Origin of the sequence: Pseudomonas alkylphenolica (assembly GCF_000746525.1) — a bacterium.
GTDB classification, from domain to species: domain Bacteria; phylum Pseudomonadota; class Gammaproteobacteria; order Pseudomonadales; family Pseudomonadaceae; genus Aquipseudomonas; species Aquipseudomonas alkylphenolica.
In genome coordinates, this window is record NZ_CP009048.1 from 3,091,643 (window position 1) to 3,107,442 (window position 15,800).

The following is a 15,800-nucleotide window of genomic DNA, read 5'->3' on the forward strand; positions in this document are numbered from 1 at the left end:
GCTGAACGATAAGCACTGCAGCGGGATAAGCAAAGCGCCTTTACCGGCAATTTACCTTGAGCTTACGTTGCTAAGACAATGAACTATAAATAAAAACGGCCTGGACTATGTCCAGGCCGTAACAATTGCTAACACCTGTGGGAGCGGGCTTGCCCCGCGATTGCGAGCTGTCAGTGACATCGAATCGCGGGGCAAGCCCGCTCCCACAGGGGCAATCAGATCACTTCAACACTGCCAGAGCAGCATCATAGTTCGGCTCGTCGGCGATTTCGCCAACCAGCTCGCTGTGCAGGACGTTGTCATTTTCGTCCAGTACCACCACGGCACGGGCGGTCAGGCCGGCCAGTGGGCCGTCGGCGATGGCAACGCCGTAGTTCTCGATGAACTCGCGGCCACGCAGGGTCGACAGGTTCTGGACGTTTTCCAGGCCTTCAGCGCCACAGAAGCGTGCTTGCGCGAACGGCAGGTCAGCAGAGATGCACAGCACTACGGTGTTGTTCAGCTCGTTGGCCTTCTTGTTGAAGGTACGCACCGAGGTAGCGCAGGTCGGGGTGTCGACGCTTGGGAAGATGTTCAGCACTTTGCGCTTGCCGGCCAGGCTGGCCAGGGTCACGTCAGCCAGGCCTGCACCAACCAGGGAAAACGCTGGCGCTTTCGAGCCGACCTTCGGCAGTTCGCCGTTGACCTGAACAGGATTGCCTTTGAGAGTCACTTGAGCCATGAGCTGAGTCCTTTTGCGGGGTGAGTGGTAAAGGACCAGAGTTAATCATGAAAGTGCCCGGGCACCTATGGGGGAGCAACAAATTGTTGTATTGCCAGACAATTATTGTGGACAAAGCGGCCACCCGAAAGCAGACAATCCTGCTTGCGAGTGACCCGTCAATCCATCAGCTCAGCAGCGAGTAAACCAGCGCCGAGATCGCTACCAGGCCAACGGCCACGACGAAGACATTGGACATCTGCCCGCTGTATTTACGCATGGCCGGAACCTTGCGGATGGCGTACATCGGCATCAGGAACAGAATCGCCGCGATCACCGGGCCGCCAAGGGTCTCGATCATGCCGAGGATGCTCGGGTTGAGGGTGGCGACGATCCAGCAGATCACCAGCATGAAGGCTGCGGTCATGCGGTCCAGCGCCTTGGCGCCAGGGCGCTTGCCGGTCTTGACGATCAAGCCTTTGAGACCTTCGCTGGCACCGATGTAGTGGCCGAGGAACGACTTGGCAATGGCGATGAACGCAATCAGCGGCGCGGCAAACGCGATGGTCGGGTTGCTGAAGTGGTTGGCCAGGTACGACAGGATCGACAGGTTCTGCGCCTTGGCTTCGGCCAGTTGTGCCGGGGTCAGGGTCAGCACGCAGCTGAACACGAAGAACATCACCATCGCCACCATCAGCAGGTGGGCGCGGCGCAGAATCTGCCCGCTGCGCTCGTCGGCGTGCATGCCGTACTGGCGCTTCTGGTCAACGGCAAAGGCCGAGATGATCGGCGAATGGTTGAACGAGAACACCATGACCGGAATCGCCAGCCACAGGGTGTGCAGGAAGGCCGAACCCGACGGTACTTCAGTGGCGGTGCTGAGGATACCGCCGCTCCAGTGCGGAATCAGGAACACCGCCAGGAACGCCAGGGCCACGATGAACGGATAGACCAGCAGGCTCATGACCTTGACCGTGGCCTGCTCGCCGCAGCGCACAATGGCCAGCAAGCCGAGAATCAGCACGAACGACAGCACGGCGCGCGGTGGCGGCTCGATGTGCAGTTGGTGTTCCATGAAGCTGCCGACCGTGTTGGTCAGGGCCACGCTGTAGATCAGCAGGATCGGGAAGATGGCGAAGAAGTACAGCAAGGTGATCAGGGCACCGGCCTGGATGCCGAAGTGCTCTTCGACCACGTCGGTGATGTCGGCGCCATCGCGCCCGGACAGTACAAAGCGGGTCAGCCCACGGTGGGCGTAGTACGTCATCGGGAACGCCAGCAACGCCAGGATCAGCAGAGGCCAGAAGCCACCTAACCCGGCATTGATCGGCAGGAACAGGGTTCCGGCGCCGATGGCCGTGCCAAACAGGCCCAGCATCCAGGTGGTGTCCTGACGGGACCAACTGCCGAGGGCGGCTGGGGTCGATTCGAAGCGTTGTTCAACGCTCGGGGCCTGCTCATTCATCCGGGTGCAACTCCACTCGCAAGACTGCAACAGGGCTGAGAGTGGCGAAACAGACGCATCACCGCCCCTCAACCATATAAAGAGGGGCGCGATTGTGCGCCGATTGGTTGCACTTGAGAAGCCCTGTCCGACGGAGCGGTTGCACCTTTACCAAAGCATCGCGGGGCAAGCCCGCTCCCACAGGGTTAACACCAGTGGGAGCGGGCTTGCCCCGCGATCAGGTTTGCTTACTGAACCGCAGCAATCGCCTCAGCCACCTGCTGCAGGTTGTCCGGACGCAGCCCGGACATGCACACCCGGCCGCTGTCGATCAGGTATACCCCGAACTCGTCACGCAGGCGACGCACCTGCGCGACGCTCAAACCGGTGTAACTGAACATCCCGCGCTGACTCAGGAAGAACGAGAAGTCCTGGCCCGGCAGCAGCACCGCCAGGGCATCGACCAGCCCCTGACGCATGTCGAGGATGCGCAGACGCATCTGCTCCACTTCAGCCGCCCACTGCGCATTGAGCAGCGCATCGCCCAGCACTGCGGCCACCAGCTGTGCACCGAAAGCCGGTGGGCTGGAGTAGTTGCGGCGCACCGTGGCCTTGAGCTGGCCGAGTACGCTTTGCGCGGTGTCGGCATCGTCACAGACCACCGACAGGCCCCCTACCCGCTCGCCATACAGCGAGAAGATCTTCGAGAACGAGTTGCTTACCAGGCACGGCACACCGGCGCGGGCCGCTTCGCGGATGGCATAGGCATCCTCGACCAGACCTTCGCCGAAGCCTTGATAGGCGATATCGAGGAACGGGATCAGGTTGCGCGCCTTGACCACCTCGATTACCTGCTGCCATTGCGCCTGGCTCAGGTCGACACCGGTCGGGTTGTGGCAGCACGGATGCAGCAGCACAATGCTGTTGGCCGCCAGGCCCTGCAGGGTCGCGAGCATGCCGTCGAAGTCCAGGCCACGGGTGTCCTGGTTGAAGTACGGGTAGGTGTTGACCTTAAAGCCGGCACCTTCAAAGATCGCCCGGTGGTTGTCCCAGGTCGGATTGCTGACCCATACCTGCGATTCGGGGAAGTAACGCTTGAGGAAGTCGGCACCGACTTTCAGCGCGCCAGAACCACCCACAGTCTGCACGGTGGCTACACGGCCGCCCTGCACCGCCGGATGATCGGCACCGAACAGCAACGCCTGGATTGCCTGGCGATAGCTGTTCAGACCTTCCATCGGCAAGTACAGCGAAGCTTCATGCGGCTGGCCGGCCATGCGCTTCTCGGCTTCGCCGACCGCGGCCAGTTGCGGCACCACACCTGCGGCGTCGTAATACAGACCGATGCTCAGGTTGACCTTGTTGGCGCGCGGGTCGGCCTTGAAGGTTTCCATCAGGGAGAGAATCGGATCGCCGGCATAGGCATCGACATGTTTGAACACAGCGTGCAGCTCCTTGGGTCTGGGCAGTTCGGACTAAATGCTGTGCTGAGGATACCTGTACCTGAGGTAGAGGAACATTACCGATGCTGCAACTGATTAGTGCATGGATGCACAGTCATGCCATCGCGGGGCAAGCCCGCTCCTACAGAGCCCTGTGGGAGCGGGCTTGCCCCGCGATGACTTTTTACTGAGCCAACGCCTGCAACTGCTCCAGTTCCTGCACCGTCAACGTCACCCCCTGGCGCGCCGACAACTCGCGCTCACGATAACGCCGCTCACCCGGCATCCGCTGCAGGCCCACCGACTGCATCTGCCGTACCAGCTCATAGCTACGCTCGGCAAAGCGGCCCCCTTCAGCCTTGCTCGGGTCGATCACGATAATCAACTGTCCGGTCCAGGGGGTTTTCGCGCCCGGGTGCTGCGACCAGTCGAACTCCCAGGAGAAATTGCCTCCGGTCAGCGCCGCTGCCAGCAATTCGACCATCATCGACAGGGCCGAGCCCTTGTGCCCGCCGAACGGCAGCAATGCGCCGCCATCGAGAATCTTCTGCGGATCGCGGGTCGGCGCGCCCTGGCTGTCGACACCGATACCATCGGGCAGTTGCTCGCCTTTGCGCGCCGCGATCTGCACATCACCGTGGGCCATGGCGCTGGTGGCCATGTCGAAGACGATAGGATCACTCCCGGCGCACGGCGCGGCAAAAGCGATCGGGTTGGTGCCGAACAACGGCTGGCGGGCACCATGCGGCACCACGCAGGTCATGCTGTTGACCACACTCAAGGCCACCAGGCCTTCATCGGCGAAGGGCTCGACGTCCGGCCACAGGGCCGCGAAATGGTGCGAGTTGTGGATTGCCAGCACGGCGATCCCGGCACTGCGGGCCTTTTCCACCAGCAGCTCACGTGCGGCGGCCAGGGCCGGCTGGGCAAAACCGCCTTTGGCGTCAACCCGCAGGTAACCACTGGCAATATCGGCTACTTCAGGCACGGCCTTGCCGTCGACCCAGCCACTGGCCAGGGTCGACACATAACCGGGAATACGGAACACACCATGGCTATGGGCGCCGTCGCGCTGGGCACTGGCGCAGTTGAAGGCCAGGGCGCGAGCCACCGCTTCACTGGTGCCATGACGGATGAAAATACGCTGCAACAGGGCCTGCAGCTCGGCAAAAGCAATGTGCGCGGCAGCGGTGTCGGGGCGTGCGGACATCTGAAGCTCCCTTATTGGATTTGGAATGGGCAACAGCGATGAGCAATGGCGAAACTTTCCTCTTGTGACAGCAAACTGTCAAATGTTGACTTGATGACAGAAAACATTCATTTTCTGTTTCAACGTGCAACCGCCTTCGAGAATCGCCGTGAGCCAACCGATCAAACAACGCCTGGAAAACAGCCTGCACAGTGCCGCGGCTTCCGGGCGCAAGATCGCCAGCTACATGCTCGCCAACCTCACCGACCTGCCGTTCGAAACCTCGGCAAGTCTGGCGGCGAAAATCGGCGTCAGCGAATCCAGTGTCGGGCGTTTCTGCCGGGCCTTGGGTTACGAACACCTCAAGGCACTCAAACACGATCTCAAGGACGACCTGGGCGATGGCCCCTGGTTGGTCGGTGATCGTTTGCAAGAATTCCGCCAACAGCATGGTAAAGATGCCGCTGGCCTGGCGCGCAGCCTCGAACAGGAAGTCGGGGCGCTGGTGCGGGTCTACGAATACAGCCGCACCCCGGCCTGGGAAGTGGTCAGCCAGCGCCTGGCGCAGCGGCGCAAGGTGTTTGTCGCAGGGTTTCAGACCGAGCGCGGCATCGCCCAGTGCATGGCCCACCTGCTGCAATACCTGCGTGATGGTGTGCAGGTGGTCGATGGCAGCGCCGGGCATTTTGGCGAGGTGTTGCTCAGCGACCCGGCCAACTGCGCCCTGGTGGTGTTCGAAGCACGCCGTTATTCACGCCATGCCCTGACCCTGTGCCACAAAGCGCACGAAGCGGGCATCCCGGTAACGCTGGTTACCGACACCTTCTGTGACTGGGCTGATGCCAACGCCGCTGAGGTGTTTCGTATCCCCACCGAATTCAATCTGTTCTGGGAGTCCACCGCGACGATGCTGTCGTGGGTACACCTGATGGTCAACGAGGTCTGCAAGAAGCTTGGGCCGGATGTTGAAAAACGCTTGGAAGCAACTGCCGCTCTACACAATGAATTCGTTGGCTACACGTCAGCGAGCAAACAATAGCAAGAGTGCAAACAACAGATCGAGGTGTGACATGAAACCCGTTATCCGCTTTGCAGGTGCGTGCGCCCTGCTGCTGGCCGGTGCAACCATGGCTCAGGCCGAAACCCTGAAAATTGCTACCGAAGGCGCTTACCCGCCGTTCAACTATGTCGATTCGGATAACCAGCTACACGGCTTTGATGTGGACATCAGCAAAGCCCTGTGCGAACAGATGAAGGTGGAATGCACCCTGGTAGCCCAGGACTGGGAAGGCATCATCCCGGCCTTGATGGCGAAGAAATACGACGCGGTAGTGGCGTCGATGATCAACACCGAAGAGCGGCGCAAGAAAATCGCCTTCACCAACCACTACTACAAGACCCCACTGTCGGTGGCCGTGCCTAAAGACAGCGAGATTACCGACGCACAGACCGACTTCAAAGGCTTCACGGTTGGCGCCCAGGCCTCTTCGACCCAGGCAATCTACGCCGAGGACGTCTACGGCAAGGCCGGTGCCGACGTCAAACTCTATCCGACCCTCGACGAAGCCAACGCTGACCTCGCCGCCGGCCGTCTGGATGGCGTGATCGCCGACAAATTCCCGCTGACTGAATGGCTGGGCAAGGCCGGCAAGGACTGCTGCAAGATCCTTGGCGACGTCAACGGCACCAAGGCCGATGCTTCGATTGCCGTGCGCAAGGAAGACCAGGCGCTGCGCGAGCGCCTGAACAAGGCCCTGGACGAAATCGTTGCCAACGGCACCTACCAGAAGATCGCCAGTCGTTACTTCGACTTCGATATCTATCAGTGACTGATCGCGGGGCAAGCCCGCTCCCGCAGGTGATGAATTGCCACTGTGGGAGCGGGCTTGCCCCGCGATAACGCCCTCACAAGCACCACACACTCTTGAACCGAGAGGGTTCGCCCATGCTCGAACAACTGTCCCTGTTATCCTTCGCCAGCGGCGGCTGGGGCCAGGCCCTGCTGGCCGGCGCGCTGGTGACCATTTCCCTGGCCCTGGCCTGCCTGCCCATCGGTTTGCCCCTCGGTCTGGGCGTGGCCTTGATGGCGCGCTCGCGCAAGCGCTTTCCCCGCGCCGTGGCCACCGTCTTCTCTACGGTGTTCCGCGGTCTGCCTGAGCTGCTGACACTGTTGATCATCTACTACGGCTGCCAGATCGCCGCGCAGAAAATCCTCGCTGCCATGGGCTATGAAGGCGAAGTACTGATCAACACCTTCCTCGCCGCAATGATCGCCTTCAGCCTGGTATTTGCCGCGTTCTCCAGCGAAATCTGGCTGGGCGCGTTCAAAACCGTCGCCAAGGGCCAGTACGAAGCCTCCCAGGCCCTGGGCCTGAGCAAGGCCACGACCTTTCGCAAGGTGATCTTCCCGCAACTGGTGCGCATTGCCATGCCGGGTCTGTCGAACAACTGGCTGTCGCTGCTCAAGGACACCTCGCTGGTCTCGACCATTTCCCTGGTCGACCTGATGCGCCAGACCAACCTCGCGGTCAGCGTGACCAAGGAACCGATGTTCTTCTATGGCGTGGCCTGCCTCGGTTACCTGCTGTTCTCGGCGTTGTCGGGACGGGTCTTCGTGTTTATCGAGCAGTACTTCAGTCGTCACCTGCGGAGTGCCCGGACATGAGTTTCGATCAATTGCTGGCACTGGTTCTCGATCCCGACCTGCTGGAACGCTACGGCCCGCGTTTTGTCGACGGCCTGCTGGTAACCGGCAAGCTGGTGGCGATTTCCTTCACCCTCGGCGCCCTGCTCGGCATGCTGCTGGCCTTGGCGCGGCTGTCCAACAGCCTGCTGTTGCAACGCCTGAGTGCCGGTTACATCTACTTCTTCCGTGGCTCGCCACTGCTGGCCCAGCTGTTCTTGCTGTACTACGGCCTTGGATCGCTGAAAAGCTTCTGGCAGGACGTGGGAATGTGGTGGTTCTTCCGCGAAGCCTGGTACTGCACGCTGCTGGCCTTCGTCCTCAACACCGCGGCCTACCAGGCAGAGATCTTCCGTGGTGCCCTGCTGGCAGTCGCCCCCGGCCAGTATGAAGCGGCCAAGGCCCTGAGCCTGAAGCGCTCGACCACCTTCTTCAAGGTGATCCTGCCGCAATCGATGATCGTCGCCATCGGCCCGCTGGGCAACGAACTGATCCTGATGATCAAGGCCAGCGCGATTGCCTCGCTGGTGACCATCTACGACCTGATGGGCGTGACCAAACTGGCCTTCTCGCGCAGTTTCGATTTCCAGATTTACCTGTGGGCCGCCGTGCTCTACCTGCTGATCGTCGAGATCGTGCGCCGTAGCCTGAAACACATAGAAGCCCGACTGGGCCGCCATCTGCACTGATAGCCTGCCGTGAGGACCGTTCCAATGCATTGTCAAACCATCGTTCTGGGCGCCGGTATCGTCGGCGTCAGCACGGCCCTTCACCTGCAGGCCCGCGGTCGCAAGGTCATCCTCATCGACCGCGACGAGCCCGGCAGCGGCACCAGTCATGGCAACGCCGGTCTGATCGAGCGTTCCAGCGTGATTCCCTATGCCTTTCCGCGGGAGCTGTCGAGCCTGCTGCGCTACGGCCTCAATCGCCAGTCCGACGTGCGCTACAGCCTGACCCATGTACCGAAGATCGCGCCCTGGCTGTTCAAGTACTGGCAGAACTCCTCGGCCGCCGGTCTGCAGGTTGCCACCCAGGCCATGCTGCCGCTGGTGCAGCGTTGCGTGGAAGAACACGACGCCCTGATCGATGCCGCCGGGCTTGGCGATCTGGTCAAGGCCAATGGCTGGATCGAGGTGTTTCGCAACGACGACGCCTTCAGCAAAGCTAAAGCCGATGCCCATGCCCTGGCGCCCTACGGCCTGAGCTACGAGGTGCTTGATCGCCAGCAACTGCATCAACGCGAAACGGACCTTAGCGACAACGTGGTCGGTGGCATCCACTGGCTCGACCCCAAGACCGTCACCAACCCCGGCGGCCTGACCCGTGGCTACACCGCCCTGTTCGTCAAACGCGGCGGCCAGTTCATCCATGGCGATGCACGCACCCTGCGCCAGATCGACAGCGAATGGCAGGTCGACAGCCGCCAGGGCCCGATCACCGCCCCCGAGGTGGTAGTTGCCCTCGGCCCGCAATCGGCTGACCTGTTCAAGCCGCTGGGTTATCGCATTCCGCTGGAAATCAAACGCGGCTACCACATGCACTACCAGGGCCGTGACGGTGCCGAACTCAAGCATTCGATCTGCGATGGCCAGGGCGGCTATGTACTCGCGCCGATGGCCCAGGGTATCCGCCTGACCACCGGCATCGAATTCGCTGCCAGCGGTGACGCGGCCAACGAGATTCAGCTCAAGCGCTGTGAAGCCCTGGCGCGCAAGATTTTCCCCCTTGGCCAGCGCCTCGACGCCCAGCCGTGGCTGGGGCGACGCCCTTGCCTGCCGGACATGCGCCCGGTGATCGGCCCGGCGGCGCGGCACAAGGGCCTGTGGTTCAACTTCGGCCACGCCCATCATGGTCTGACGCTGGGGCCGGTCAGCGGCCGCCTGCTGGCCGAGATGATCACCGGCGAGGCGACCTTTACCGACCCCGCGCCCTACAGCGCGGCACGCTTCAATTGATCGCGGGAGAATAACAATATGACCGCTTCACTGAGCCTTGCAGCAACCAGCCCTGCCCCGCACGCCGACCCGCGCAAGATCGTGGTCAGCATCGAGGGTTTGAACAAACACTACGGCGCCTATCATGTGCTGCACGACATCAACCTGAATGTGCGCGAAGGCGAGCGCATTGTCCTGTGCGGGCCTTCGGGTTCGGGAAAGTCCACGCTGATCCGCTGCATCAACCGCCTGGAAATCGCCGAGAAGGGCCACATCCGCGTCAACGACACGGACCTGGCCCTGACCACCCGCCAGGCCGCCGATGTGCGCAGTGAAATCGGCATGGTGTTCCAGCACTTCAACCTGTTCCCGCACATGAGCGTGCTGGACAACTGCACGCTGGCGCCGATGAGTGTGCGCGGTCTGTCGCGCAAGGAAGCGGAGGAACGTGCGCGCTTCTACCTGAACAAGGTGGGTATCGAGAGCCAGGCCAACAAATACCCCAGCCAGCTCTCTGGCGGCCAGCAACAGCGTGTGGCGATTGCCCGGGCGCTGTGCATGAAACCGAAGATCATGCTGTTCGACGAGCCGACCTCGGCGCTCGACCCGGAAATGGTCGCCGAAGTGCTGGATGTGCTGGTGAAACTGGCGGACACCGGCATGACCATGCTCTGCGTCACCCACGAAATGGGCTTTGCCCGTCAGGTGGCCGAGCGGGTGCTGTTTCTCGATGGCGGGCAGATTATTGAAGATGCCAGCCCCGAGGCGTTTTTCAATAACCCGCAGACTGCGCGGGCCAAGGGCTTTCTCGCGCAGATTTTGCATTGATGCAATCGCGGGGCAAGCCCGCTCCCACAGGGATGGTGAACACCCGGTGGGAGCGGGCTTGCCCCGCGATAGATTCACCCCTATTGCGGATGCATCTTCGACTTGATCAAGCCAATGATGAAGGTCAGCACCGCGCCCCCGGCACCGCCGCCGATAATGCTGCTGATCAGCGCTGCCAGGTCCACTCCGCCCCCGGCGGCCGCAGCCGCAGGCTCACCGGTTACCGCCGCGATAATCTGCCCGAGCACTACCCCGCCGATACCACCGACGATCGAGTTGAGCCCAGGCCCCATGCTTTGTTTGCTCATGCCGACGGCATTGCCGCCCACTACCCCGGCAATGATCTGAACCACCAGACTGACAATATCCATGATCTGTACCCCTTGCAGCGTTGAGAGAGGACGACTCGCATCCGACGACTACAAAGGCACGACCACAGGATCAGAGGCGTCTTGACCCGGTCAACGACAGCAGGCTGTTGCCGATGGCATCAAGTATAGGTGGCCAGTGGCCGCCTGACTGTCAAATATAATTAACCGCGGAAAAACCCTCACAGTGCCGGCTGGCAAGGCATGCACAGCGATAATTGCACCGAAGCAATGACAAGCTTCGCCCGCGCAATCTGAAGTCGTTTGACATATTAAACGGCTCTGGCAAGCTGTATGACAGGTTTCGACCGGAAATACGGGCCCTCAGCGCCCTTCCGGCAGTGCTCGAAACCTCAGGTAGCGCAAAGGTTTCAGCAGCGCGCCTGCACAATAATGACAGGCCGCGCCTGTCCCAAGGTGACATATGCCCAACAGCAACATTGGCAATAAGAAACAAACCCTTCGCAAACCCGTCGTCCTGATGACCATGGGCGCCCAGGAGCGCAAAGGTCACGACTATCAGGTCATGACCCACAAATACATCGTGCCGCTGGTTGAACATGCCGGTTGCGTACCCGTCCTGGTACCGACCTGCTGCGGCATCGAAGACCTCGAAACCTACCTGGACATGGCTGACGGTGTGTACCTCACCGGTGCTGGCAGCAACATCGACCCAGCGCTCTACGGCCAGGAAAACCAGACCCCGGGCAAAGCCCAGGATCGTGACCGCGACCTGTTCGACCTGCCCCTGGTGAAAGCCGCCATCGCCCGTGGCCTGCCGATCTTCGGCATCTGCCGTGGCATGCAGGAAATCAACGTAGCCCTGGGTGGCGACATCTACCAGAAGGTCTACGCAGAAGCTGGCTTCAACGATCACCGGGAAAACTCCGAAGATCCGGTAGACGTGCAATACAGCGCTGTTCACAGCGTGCGTCTGGCGCAAGGCAGCTGGTTGCAGAAGCTGCTGCAAAGCGACGAGATCCGTGTCAACTCGCTGCACGGCCAGGGCCTGAAAAACCTCGGCAAAGGCATCGAGCCGCTGGCCCACGCTGAAGATGGCCTGGTAGAGGCTATCCACGCGCCAAGCCTGTCGCCCTTCCTGTTCGCCGTGCAATGGCACCCGGAATGGCAAGCAGCGAAGAACCCGGATTCGGTGAAGATGTTCCAGGCCTTTGGCGACGCCTGCCGCAAGCAGATGGTCAAGGCTCATGGTGGCAACAAACTGAGCTCGGCGGCCTGATCTAGCTCGTCAGCTCAATACCATCGCGGGGCAAGCCCGCTCCTACCAGGTTGAGGTAAAACCTGTGGGAGCGGGCTTGCCCCGCGATGCGTTTCCCCCTTCATATTGATCCTGATCACTGGCCTTACGCCCGCCAAACGCGCACCCTGAACGCAGACTGCACGCCCCAGCCACGCACACCTGTTCAGGAGAAATGGCCATGTCCCGCATGAAAGCGGCAATCTTCGTTGAAAAGAACCGCATTGTTCTGGATGAAAAACCCATCCCCGAAGTGGGGCCTTCCGACGCGCTGGTGCGCGTAACCACCACGACAATCTGCGGCACCGACGTGCACATCCTGCGCGGCGAGTACCCGGTCGCCAAAGGCCTGACCATCGGTCACGAACCGGTCGGCATCATTGAAAAGCTCGGCAGCCAGGTTCAAGGCTTCACTGAAGGTCAACGGGTCATCGCCGGGGCGATCACCCCCAGCGGCCACAGTTACGCCTGCCTGTGCGGCTGCGCCTCCCAGGACGGTCCAGGCACGCCACACGGTTTTCGCCCCGCAGGCGGCTGGAAGTTCGGCAATACCATCGATGGCTGCCAGGCCGAGTATGTATTGGTGCCAGACGCCATGGCCAACCTGTCACCAATCCCCGACGGTCTGAGTGATGAACAGGTGCTGATGTGCCCGGATATCATGTCCACCGGCTTTTCCGGGGCCGAACGCGGTGGCGTGCGGATCGGTGATACGGTCGCGGTGTTCGCCCTCGGGCCTATCGGCCTGTGCGCCGTGGCAGGTGCCCGGCTGATGGGCGCAACCACTATCATCGGTGTCGACACCGTTGCTGCGCGACTGACCGTTGCACGTCAGCTGGGGGCCACGCATGTGGTCGATTTCAAGCAGGGCAATGTGGTGGAGCAGATCATGGCCCTGACCCATGGCCGCGGTGTAGATGTCGCCATCGAAGCGCTCGGCACCCAGTCGACCTTCGAATCGGCCCTGCGCATCCTGCGTCCGGGCGGCACCTTGTCGAGCCTGGGCGTGTATTCGTCCGACCTGACCATCCCGTTGTCGGCGTTTGCCGCAGGGCTGGGCGACTACAGCATCGTCAGCACCCTGTGCCCCGGTGGCAAGGAGCGCATGCGCCGGTTGATGGAAGTGGTCGGCAGTGGCAGCGTTGATCTGAAGCCGTTGGTCACCCACCGCTTCAAGCTGGACGATATCGAGGCCGCTTATGAGCTGTTTGCGCATCAGCGTGATGGGGTGATGAAAGTCGCGATTACGCCTTGAGTCTTTTCGCGGGGCAAGCCCGCTCCCACCGGGTTATCACAATCCTGGTGGGAGCGGGCTTGCCCCGCGATCAGTCTTACACCTGTGGCCCCTGCAGACGCGGGGCCCAGTCCTCCACTTCAGCCTGCTCCAGGCGCCGCGCCAGGGTTCGCTGCCAGTTCGGCACCAGCGGCAATTCCAGGCACTGGCGAATGATTTCACGATCCACGCGCTTGTCGAACAACACTGACGACAGCCGCGCTACCGACCACTGCGGATGAGGCCGTTCGAGCAGTTCGAAGGCCATCCCCGCTGCCAGCACGCCCTCCTCCAGCACCCGGTAATACCAACCGGTACGACCGCTTTGCTGGACGCGCAACGACATGTCCTTGACCCCGAAGCGATCATTGAGCTTCCAGCACGGCATACGTCCCTGGGAAACTTCCAGCACCGCCGTGCCCACGCGCAAACGATCGCCCAGACACACGCTCTGCTCGGTCCAGCCGTAGGTGCTGAGGTTCTCGCCAAAAGCACCGGGCGCCTGTAGCAACGGGTGCTCGCCCAGCTCTTCAGCCCACAGCGCATAGTGCTCGCGCGGGTAATGATGAATCGCTTTTTCCTTGCCGCCATGCACCCGCAGATCACCCTGTTCGTCGCCAGCCAGGCCGAGCTCTGTCACGGCCAGTTCGCCGTTGCGTGGCTGTTTGGCGATAGCACTACTGGAACCTGGCCGGGTGAAGGGTACGGCCTTACCGGTCAAAACAGCTTCAAGCTTCATCGGCATTACTCCGTCGGTTCGGCGAGTTGATGCTCGCGGCAAATCAGATCGCGCTCGCCTGTAGTCAGCGGCTCCTGGGTCAGCTCGCAAAAGCCGCCGCTGGCAGTCTTGCGATGAAACCGGCAGGTCTTGCACAAGCCGAATCCCGGCACGTTTTCGTTGCGCTGGACCGTACGCAGCAGGTCAGCCAGCAGGTTTTCCAGATCCTGGGCACGCGTGCCCATGCGCGCGCTCGCCGCCGCGAGAAAATCCGGCGGCATCACTGCATCGAGCAAGGCCCGGGCGGGTTCGGTCAGGCTCAGGTGCACGCTGCGTTTGTCCGCAGCATCCTGGGTCTTGACGATCAAGCCCTTGGCCTCCAGGGCCTTGAGCGATTGCGAGACCGTGCCCTTGGTCAGCCCCAGGTACTCGGTTACCGCCAGCGGGGTATTGGAATAACGGTTGCAGCGCGCCAGGTACAGCAAGGCGCTGAGCTGAATCGGCTGCAGATCGGCCAACAACGGGTGCTGGCGAAACCACACGCGGGTCAGGCTCGACAGCCTTTCCAACAGGTCGAATAGCACGGTGTGTAGCCTCGGTTGATCACGTCGATAGATAGTATCGAATAAAAACTATATTGACAAAGACCAGGATAAGCTTAGGCTATTTGGTATCGATTCGAAACCATAAACCCAGCAGGAGCCATCCAATGAAACGTACCCTGGCCTTCACCCTCAGCCTGTTCGCCACCCAGGTCTGGGCCCATGAAAACCCTGGCATCAGCAGTGCCAAAGGCAATGCCGAAGCCGCCTTCGACCTGGTCCAGACCCGCGTCTTCAAGCAAGGCGATAATCTGGTGTTCGAACAACTGGTCGACGGCAAGGCCGGCAGCCGCCTGCCGAGCGCCAAGGGCTCGTTTGCCGGGGCCGAGGTCTACAGCTATGTCTGGCCCACCAGCCTGGATAGCAGCAGCGTCGGCTTCGAAGCCAAGGCCGGTATTCTGGCCCTGGCCCTGACCTCGCACCCGGACTTCGATGACACCCCGCAGCTCGATGAAAACCGCGATGGCAAGACCGACAACGACGGTGGCCTGTGGCACTCCCACTGGGTGGTGTTGAGCAAAGATGAAAGCTGCGGCCCGAGCGGGCTCAAGGTGCGCGACATACCCAAAGGGGCAAAACCGAAATTGCCCGCCACCTGGCCGGGTGCGCCGATCTACATCGACTCTCCCGGTTACGCACTGAGCGTGGACAAGAACGCTGCACAGATCAGCGTACCGCTGGCGGCTGTAGGCTTCCCGCAGAGCTTCAATTACGACGGTGTAACCGCTGCGCTGAAGGTCAACGCCGACCTGCACGACCCGTTTCTGTGTGTCAGCAGCGTGTGGGACATCAGCTCCGGGAACCTGTCGTTGCCGGGCACCTGGAAACTCAAGCAGGATTAAGCGACAGCAGGCGAGCCTGCCCGACGACAGACTGCGGCTCGCCTCTGGGCAAAAGCCGGTTAGCGTCGCTATGCTGGAGGTCATGAACGCCTCCTTGCCCACCCGCTCCCCCTGCCCGCCCGGCGCCTGCAATTGCGGCCGTGAAACGCTGCAGGACATGCGCATCCTGCTGCTGACCCGCGAGGAAGAAAAGCGCCTGCTCGAGCGTCTGGAAAATCTGCAGAGCCTGGCAGACCTGGAGCACATGCAGCGCAAGCTCTTTGAGAACCTCGGCATACGCCTGCAGATCAGCCCCAGCGACAACGAAGTGCGGACCATGCGCGGCTTCAACATCCAGATCGAAGAACTACCAGGCCTGTGCCGCAAGACCCGGCAGAGCATCCCTGCCGCGATTCGCCGGGCGCTGGAGCGTCAGCCGCAGATTGCCTACCGGCTGCTGGATGCCCAGGATTTGCTGCGTGATGCTTGAGTGGCCATTCACGCTATTGAAGGACTTATCGTGGCACGCTTAAACCCAGT

At 61.5% G+C, this 15,800-nt stretch carries 17 protein-coding genes; 10 read left to right on the forward strand and 7 right to left on the reverse strand.

Features of this window, described 5'->3' with window-relative positions:
- Positions 1–220: 220 nt before the first annotated feature.
- From tpx to PSAKL28_RS14015, 4 genes are all read right to left on the reverse strand, one after another.
- Entirely contained in the window at positions 221–721 is a 501-nt protein-coding gene (tpx, locus tag PSAKL28_RS14000; protein WP_038611417.1) for a thiol peroxidase, read from the reverse strand.
- Between the two features lie 166 nt (positions 722–887).
- The gene (locus PSAKL28_RS14005; protein ID WP_038611420.1) at positions 888–2,165 is read right to left on the reverse strand and encodes a serine/threonine transporter; all 1,278 of its coding nucleotides are present in this window, start codon (positions 2,163–2,165) and stop codon (positions 888–890) included.
- 227 nt (positions 2,166–2,392) lie between these two features.
- On the reverse strand, positions 2,393–3,586 hold the full coding sequence (locus PSAKL28_RS14010; RefSeq protein WP_038611422.1) for an amino acid aminotransferase: 1,194 nt from the start codon (positions 3,584–3,586) through the stop codon (positions 2,393–2,395).
- A gap of 184 nt (positions 3,587–3,770) precedes the next feature.
- Positions 3,771–4,796, reverse strand: coding sequence for an Ldh family oxidoreductase (locus tag PSAKL28_RS14015; RefSeq protein ID WP_038611425.1), 1,026 nt, complete (start codon positions 4,794–4,796; stop codon positions 3,771–3,773).
- Between the two features lie 148 nt (positions 4,797–4,944).
- Between PSAKL28_RS14015 and PSAKL28_RS14020 the strand changes: the two genes are divergently transcribed.
- The 6 genes from PSAKL28_RS14020 (at position 4,945) to PSAKL28_RS14045 (ending at position 10,220) form a co-directional block, all read left to right on the forward strand.
- Positions 4,945–5,814 carry a MurR/RpiR family transcriptional regulator gene (locus PSAKL28_RS14020; RefSeq protein WP_038611428.1) on the forward strand — a complete coding sequence of 290 codons (870 nt, stop codon included), beginning with the start codon at positions 4,945–4,947 and terminating at the stop codon, positions 5,812–5,814.
- Positions 5,815–5,845: 31 nt separating this feature from the next.
- On the forward strand, positions 5,846–6,604 hold the full coding sequence (locus tag PSAKL28_RS14025; RefSeq protein ID WP_038611431.1) for a transporter substrate-binding domain-containing protein: 759 nt from the start codon (positions 5,846–5,848) through the stop codon (positions 6,602–6,604).
- 116 nt (positions 6,605–6,720) lie between these two features.
- Entirely contained in the window at positions 6,721–7,440 is a 720-nt protein-coding gene (locus PSAKL28_RS14030) for an ABC transporter permease (RefSeq protein ID WP_038611434.1), read from the forward strand.
- The gene (locus tag PSAKL28_RS14035) at positions 7,437–8,147 is read left to right on the forward strand and encodes an ABC transporter permease (protein ID WP_038611436.1); all 711 of its coding nucleotides are present in this window, start codon (positions 7,437–7,439) and stop codon (positions 8,145–8,147) included. The genes PSAKL28_RS14030 and PSAKL28_RS14035 overlap by 4 nt, the downstream gene beginning before the upstream one ends.
- A gap of 24 nt (positions 8,148–8,171) precedes the next feature.
- Entirely contained in the window at positions 8,172–9,413 is a 1,242-nt protein-coding gene (locus PSAKL28_RS14040; RefSeq protein ID WP_038611439.1) for an NAD(P)/FAD-dependent oxidoreductase, read from the forward strand.
- 18 nt (positions 9,414–9,431) lie between these two features.
- Positions 9,432–10,220 (forward strand): amino acid ABC transporter ATP-binding protein, encoded by a 789-nt coding sequence (locus PSAKL28_RS14045; RefSeq protein ID WP_038611441.1) that lies wholly within the window; start codon positions 9,432–9,434, stop codon positions 10,218–10,220.
- An 80-nt stretch (positions 10,221–10,300) separates the two neighbouring features.
- Here PSAKL28_RS14045 and PSAKL28_RS14050 read toward each other — a convergent pair whose 3' ends face one another.
- The gene (locus PSAKL28_RS14050) at positions 10,301–10,591 is read right to left on the reverse strand and encodes a hypothetical protein (protein ID WP_038611444.1); all 291 of its coding nucleotides are present in this window, start codon (positions 10,589–10,591) and stop codon (positions 10,301–10,303) included.
- Between the two features lie 421 nt (positions 10,592–11,012).
- On the opposite strand from PSAKL28_RS14050, the gene PSAKL28_RS14055 reads away from it, so the two are divergent.
- Both PSAKL28_RS14055 and PSAKL28_RS14060 read left to right on the forward strand, forming a co-directional pair.
- Complete coding sequence (locus PSAKL28_RS14055) at positions 11,013–11,828, forward strand: gamma-glutamyl-gamma-aminobutyrate hydrolase family protein (protein WP_038611447.1); 816 nt, start codon at positions 11,013–11,015, stop codon at positions 11,826–11,828.
- A 199-nt stretch (positions 11,829–12,027) separates the two neighbouring features.
- On the forward strand, positions 12,028–13,101 hold the full coding sequence (locus PSAKL28_RS14060) for an NAD(P)-dependent alcohol dehydrogenase (RefSeq protein ID WP_038611450.1): 1,074 nt from the start codon (positions 12,028–12,030) through the stop codon (positions 13,099–13,101).
- A gap of 76 nt (positions 13,102–13,177) precedes the next feature.
- Here PSAKL28_RS14060 and PSAKL28_RS14065 read toward each other — a convergent pair whose 3' ends face one another.
- Both PSAKL28_RS14065 and PSAKL28_RS14070 read right to left on the reverse strand, forming a co-directional pair.
- Positions 13,178–13,858: an MOSC domain-containing protein gene (locus tag PSAKL28_RS14065; protein ID WP_371261974.1), complete on the reverse strand. Its 681-nt coding sequence runs from the start codon at positions 13,856–13,858 to the stop codon at positions 13,178–13,180.
- A 5-nt stretch (positions 13,859–13,863) separates the two neighbouring features.
- On the reverse strand, positions 13,864–14,421 hold the full coding sequence (locus tag PSAKL28_RS14070; RefSeq protein WP_038611456.1) for a MarR family winged helix-turn-helix transcriptional regulator: 558 nt from the start codon (positions 14,419–14,421) through the stop codon (positions 13,864–13,866).
- A 125-nt stretch (positions 14,422–14,546) separates the two neighbouring features.
- On the opposite strand from PSAKL28_RS14070, the gene PSAKL28_RS14075 reads away from it, so the two are divergent.
- Together PSAKL28_RS14075 and PSAKL28_RS14080 are read left to right on the forward strand one after the other, a co-directional pair.
- Positions 14,547–15,281: a hypothetical protein gene (locus PSAKL28_RS14075; RefSeq protein WP_038611459.1), complete on the forward strand. Its 735-nt coding sequence runs from the start codon at positions 14,547–14,549 to the stop codon at positions 15,279–15,281.
- Positions 15,282–15,363: 82 nt separating this feature from the next.
- Entirely contained in the window at positions 15,364–15,750 is a 387-nt protein-coding gene (locus PSAKL28_RS14080; RefSeq protein ID WP_038611460.1) for a hypothetical protein, read from the forward strand.
- The last annotated feature ends 50 nt before the right edge of the window (positions 15,751–15,800 follow it).

Bases quoted from the DNA above. Each gene is read 5' to 3' on its own strand.
- tpx (WP_038611417.1), bottom strand. From the start codon at position 721: ATGGCTCAAGTGACTCTCAAAGGCAATCCTGTTCAGGTCAACGGCGAA.
- PSAKL28_RS14005 (WP_038611420.1), bottom strand. From the start codon at position 2,165: ATGAATGAGCAGGCCCCGAGCGTTGAACAACGCTTCGAATCGACCCCA.
- PSAKL28_RS14015 (WP_038611425.1), bottom strand. From the start codon at position 4,796: ATGTCCGCACGCCCCGACACCGCTGCCGCGCACATTGCTTTTGCCGAG.
- PSAKL28_RS14025 (WP_038611431.1), top strand. From the start codon at position 5,846: ATGAAACCCGTTATCCGCTTTGCAGGTGCGTGCGCCCTGCTGCTGGCC.
- PSAKL28_RS14030 (WP_038611434.1), top strand. From the start codon at position 6,721: ATGCTCGAACAACTGTCCCTGTTATCCTTCGCCAGCGGCGGCTGGGGC.
- PSAKL28_RS14035 (WP_038611436.1), top strand. From the start codon at position 7,437: ATGAGTTTCGATCAATTGCTGGCACTGGTTCTCGATCCCGACCTGCTG.
- PSAKL28_RS14040 (WP_038611439.1), top strand. From the start codon at position 8,172: ATGCATTGTCAAACCATCGTTCTGGGCGCCGGTATCGTCGGCGTCAGC.
- PSAKL28_RS14045 (WP_038611441.1), top strand. From the start codon at position 9,432: ATGACCGCTTCACTGAGCCTTGCAGCAACCAGCCCTGCCCCGCACGCC.
- PSAKL28_RS14050 (WP_038611444.1), bottom strand. From the start codon at position 10,591: ATGGATATTGTCAGTCTGGTGGTTCAGATCATTGCCGGGGTAGTGGGC.
- PSAKL28_RS14055 (WP_038611447.1), top strand. From the start codon at position 11,013: ATGCCCAACAGCAACATTGGCAATAAGAAACAAACCCTTCGCAAACCC.
- PSAKL28_RS14060 (WP_038611450.1), top strand. From the start codon at position 12,028: ATGTCCCGCATGAAAGCGGCAATCTTCGTTGAAAAGAACCGCATTGTT.
- PSAKL28_RS14065 (WP_371261974.1), bottom strand. From the start codon at position 13,858: ATGAAGCTTGAAGCTGTTTTGACCGGTAAGGCCGTACCCTTCACCCGG.
- PSAKL28_RS14075 (WP_038611459.1), top strand. From the start codon at position 14,547: ATGAAACGTACCCTGGCCTTCACCCTCAGCCTGTTCGCCACCCAGGTC.
- PSAKL28_RS14080 (WP_038611460.1), top strand. From the start codon at position 15,364: ATGAACGCCTCCTTGCCCACCCGCTCCCCCTGCCCGCCCGGCGCCTGC.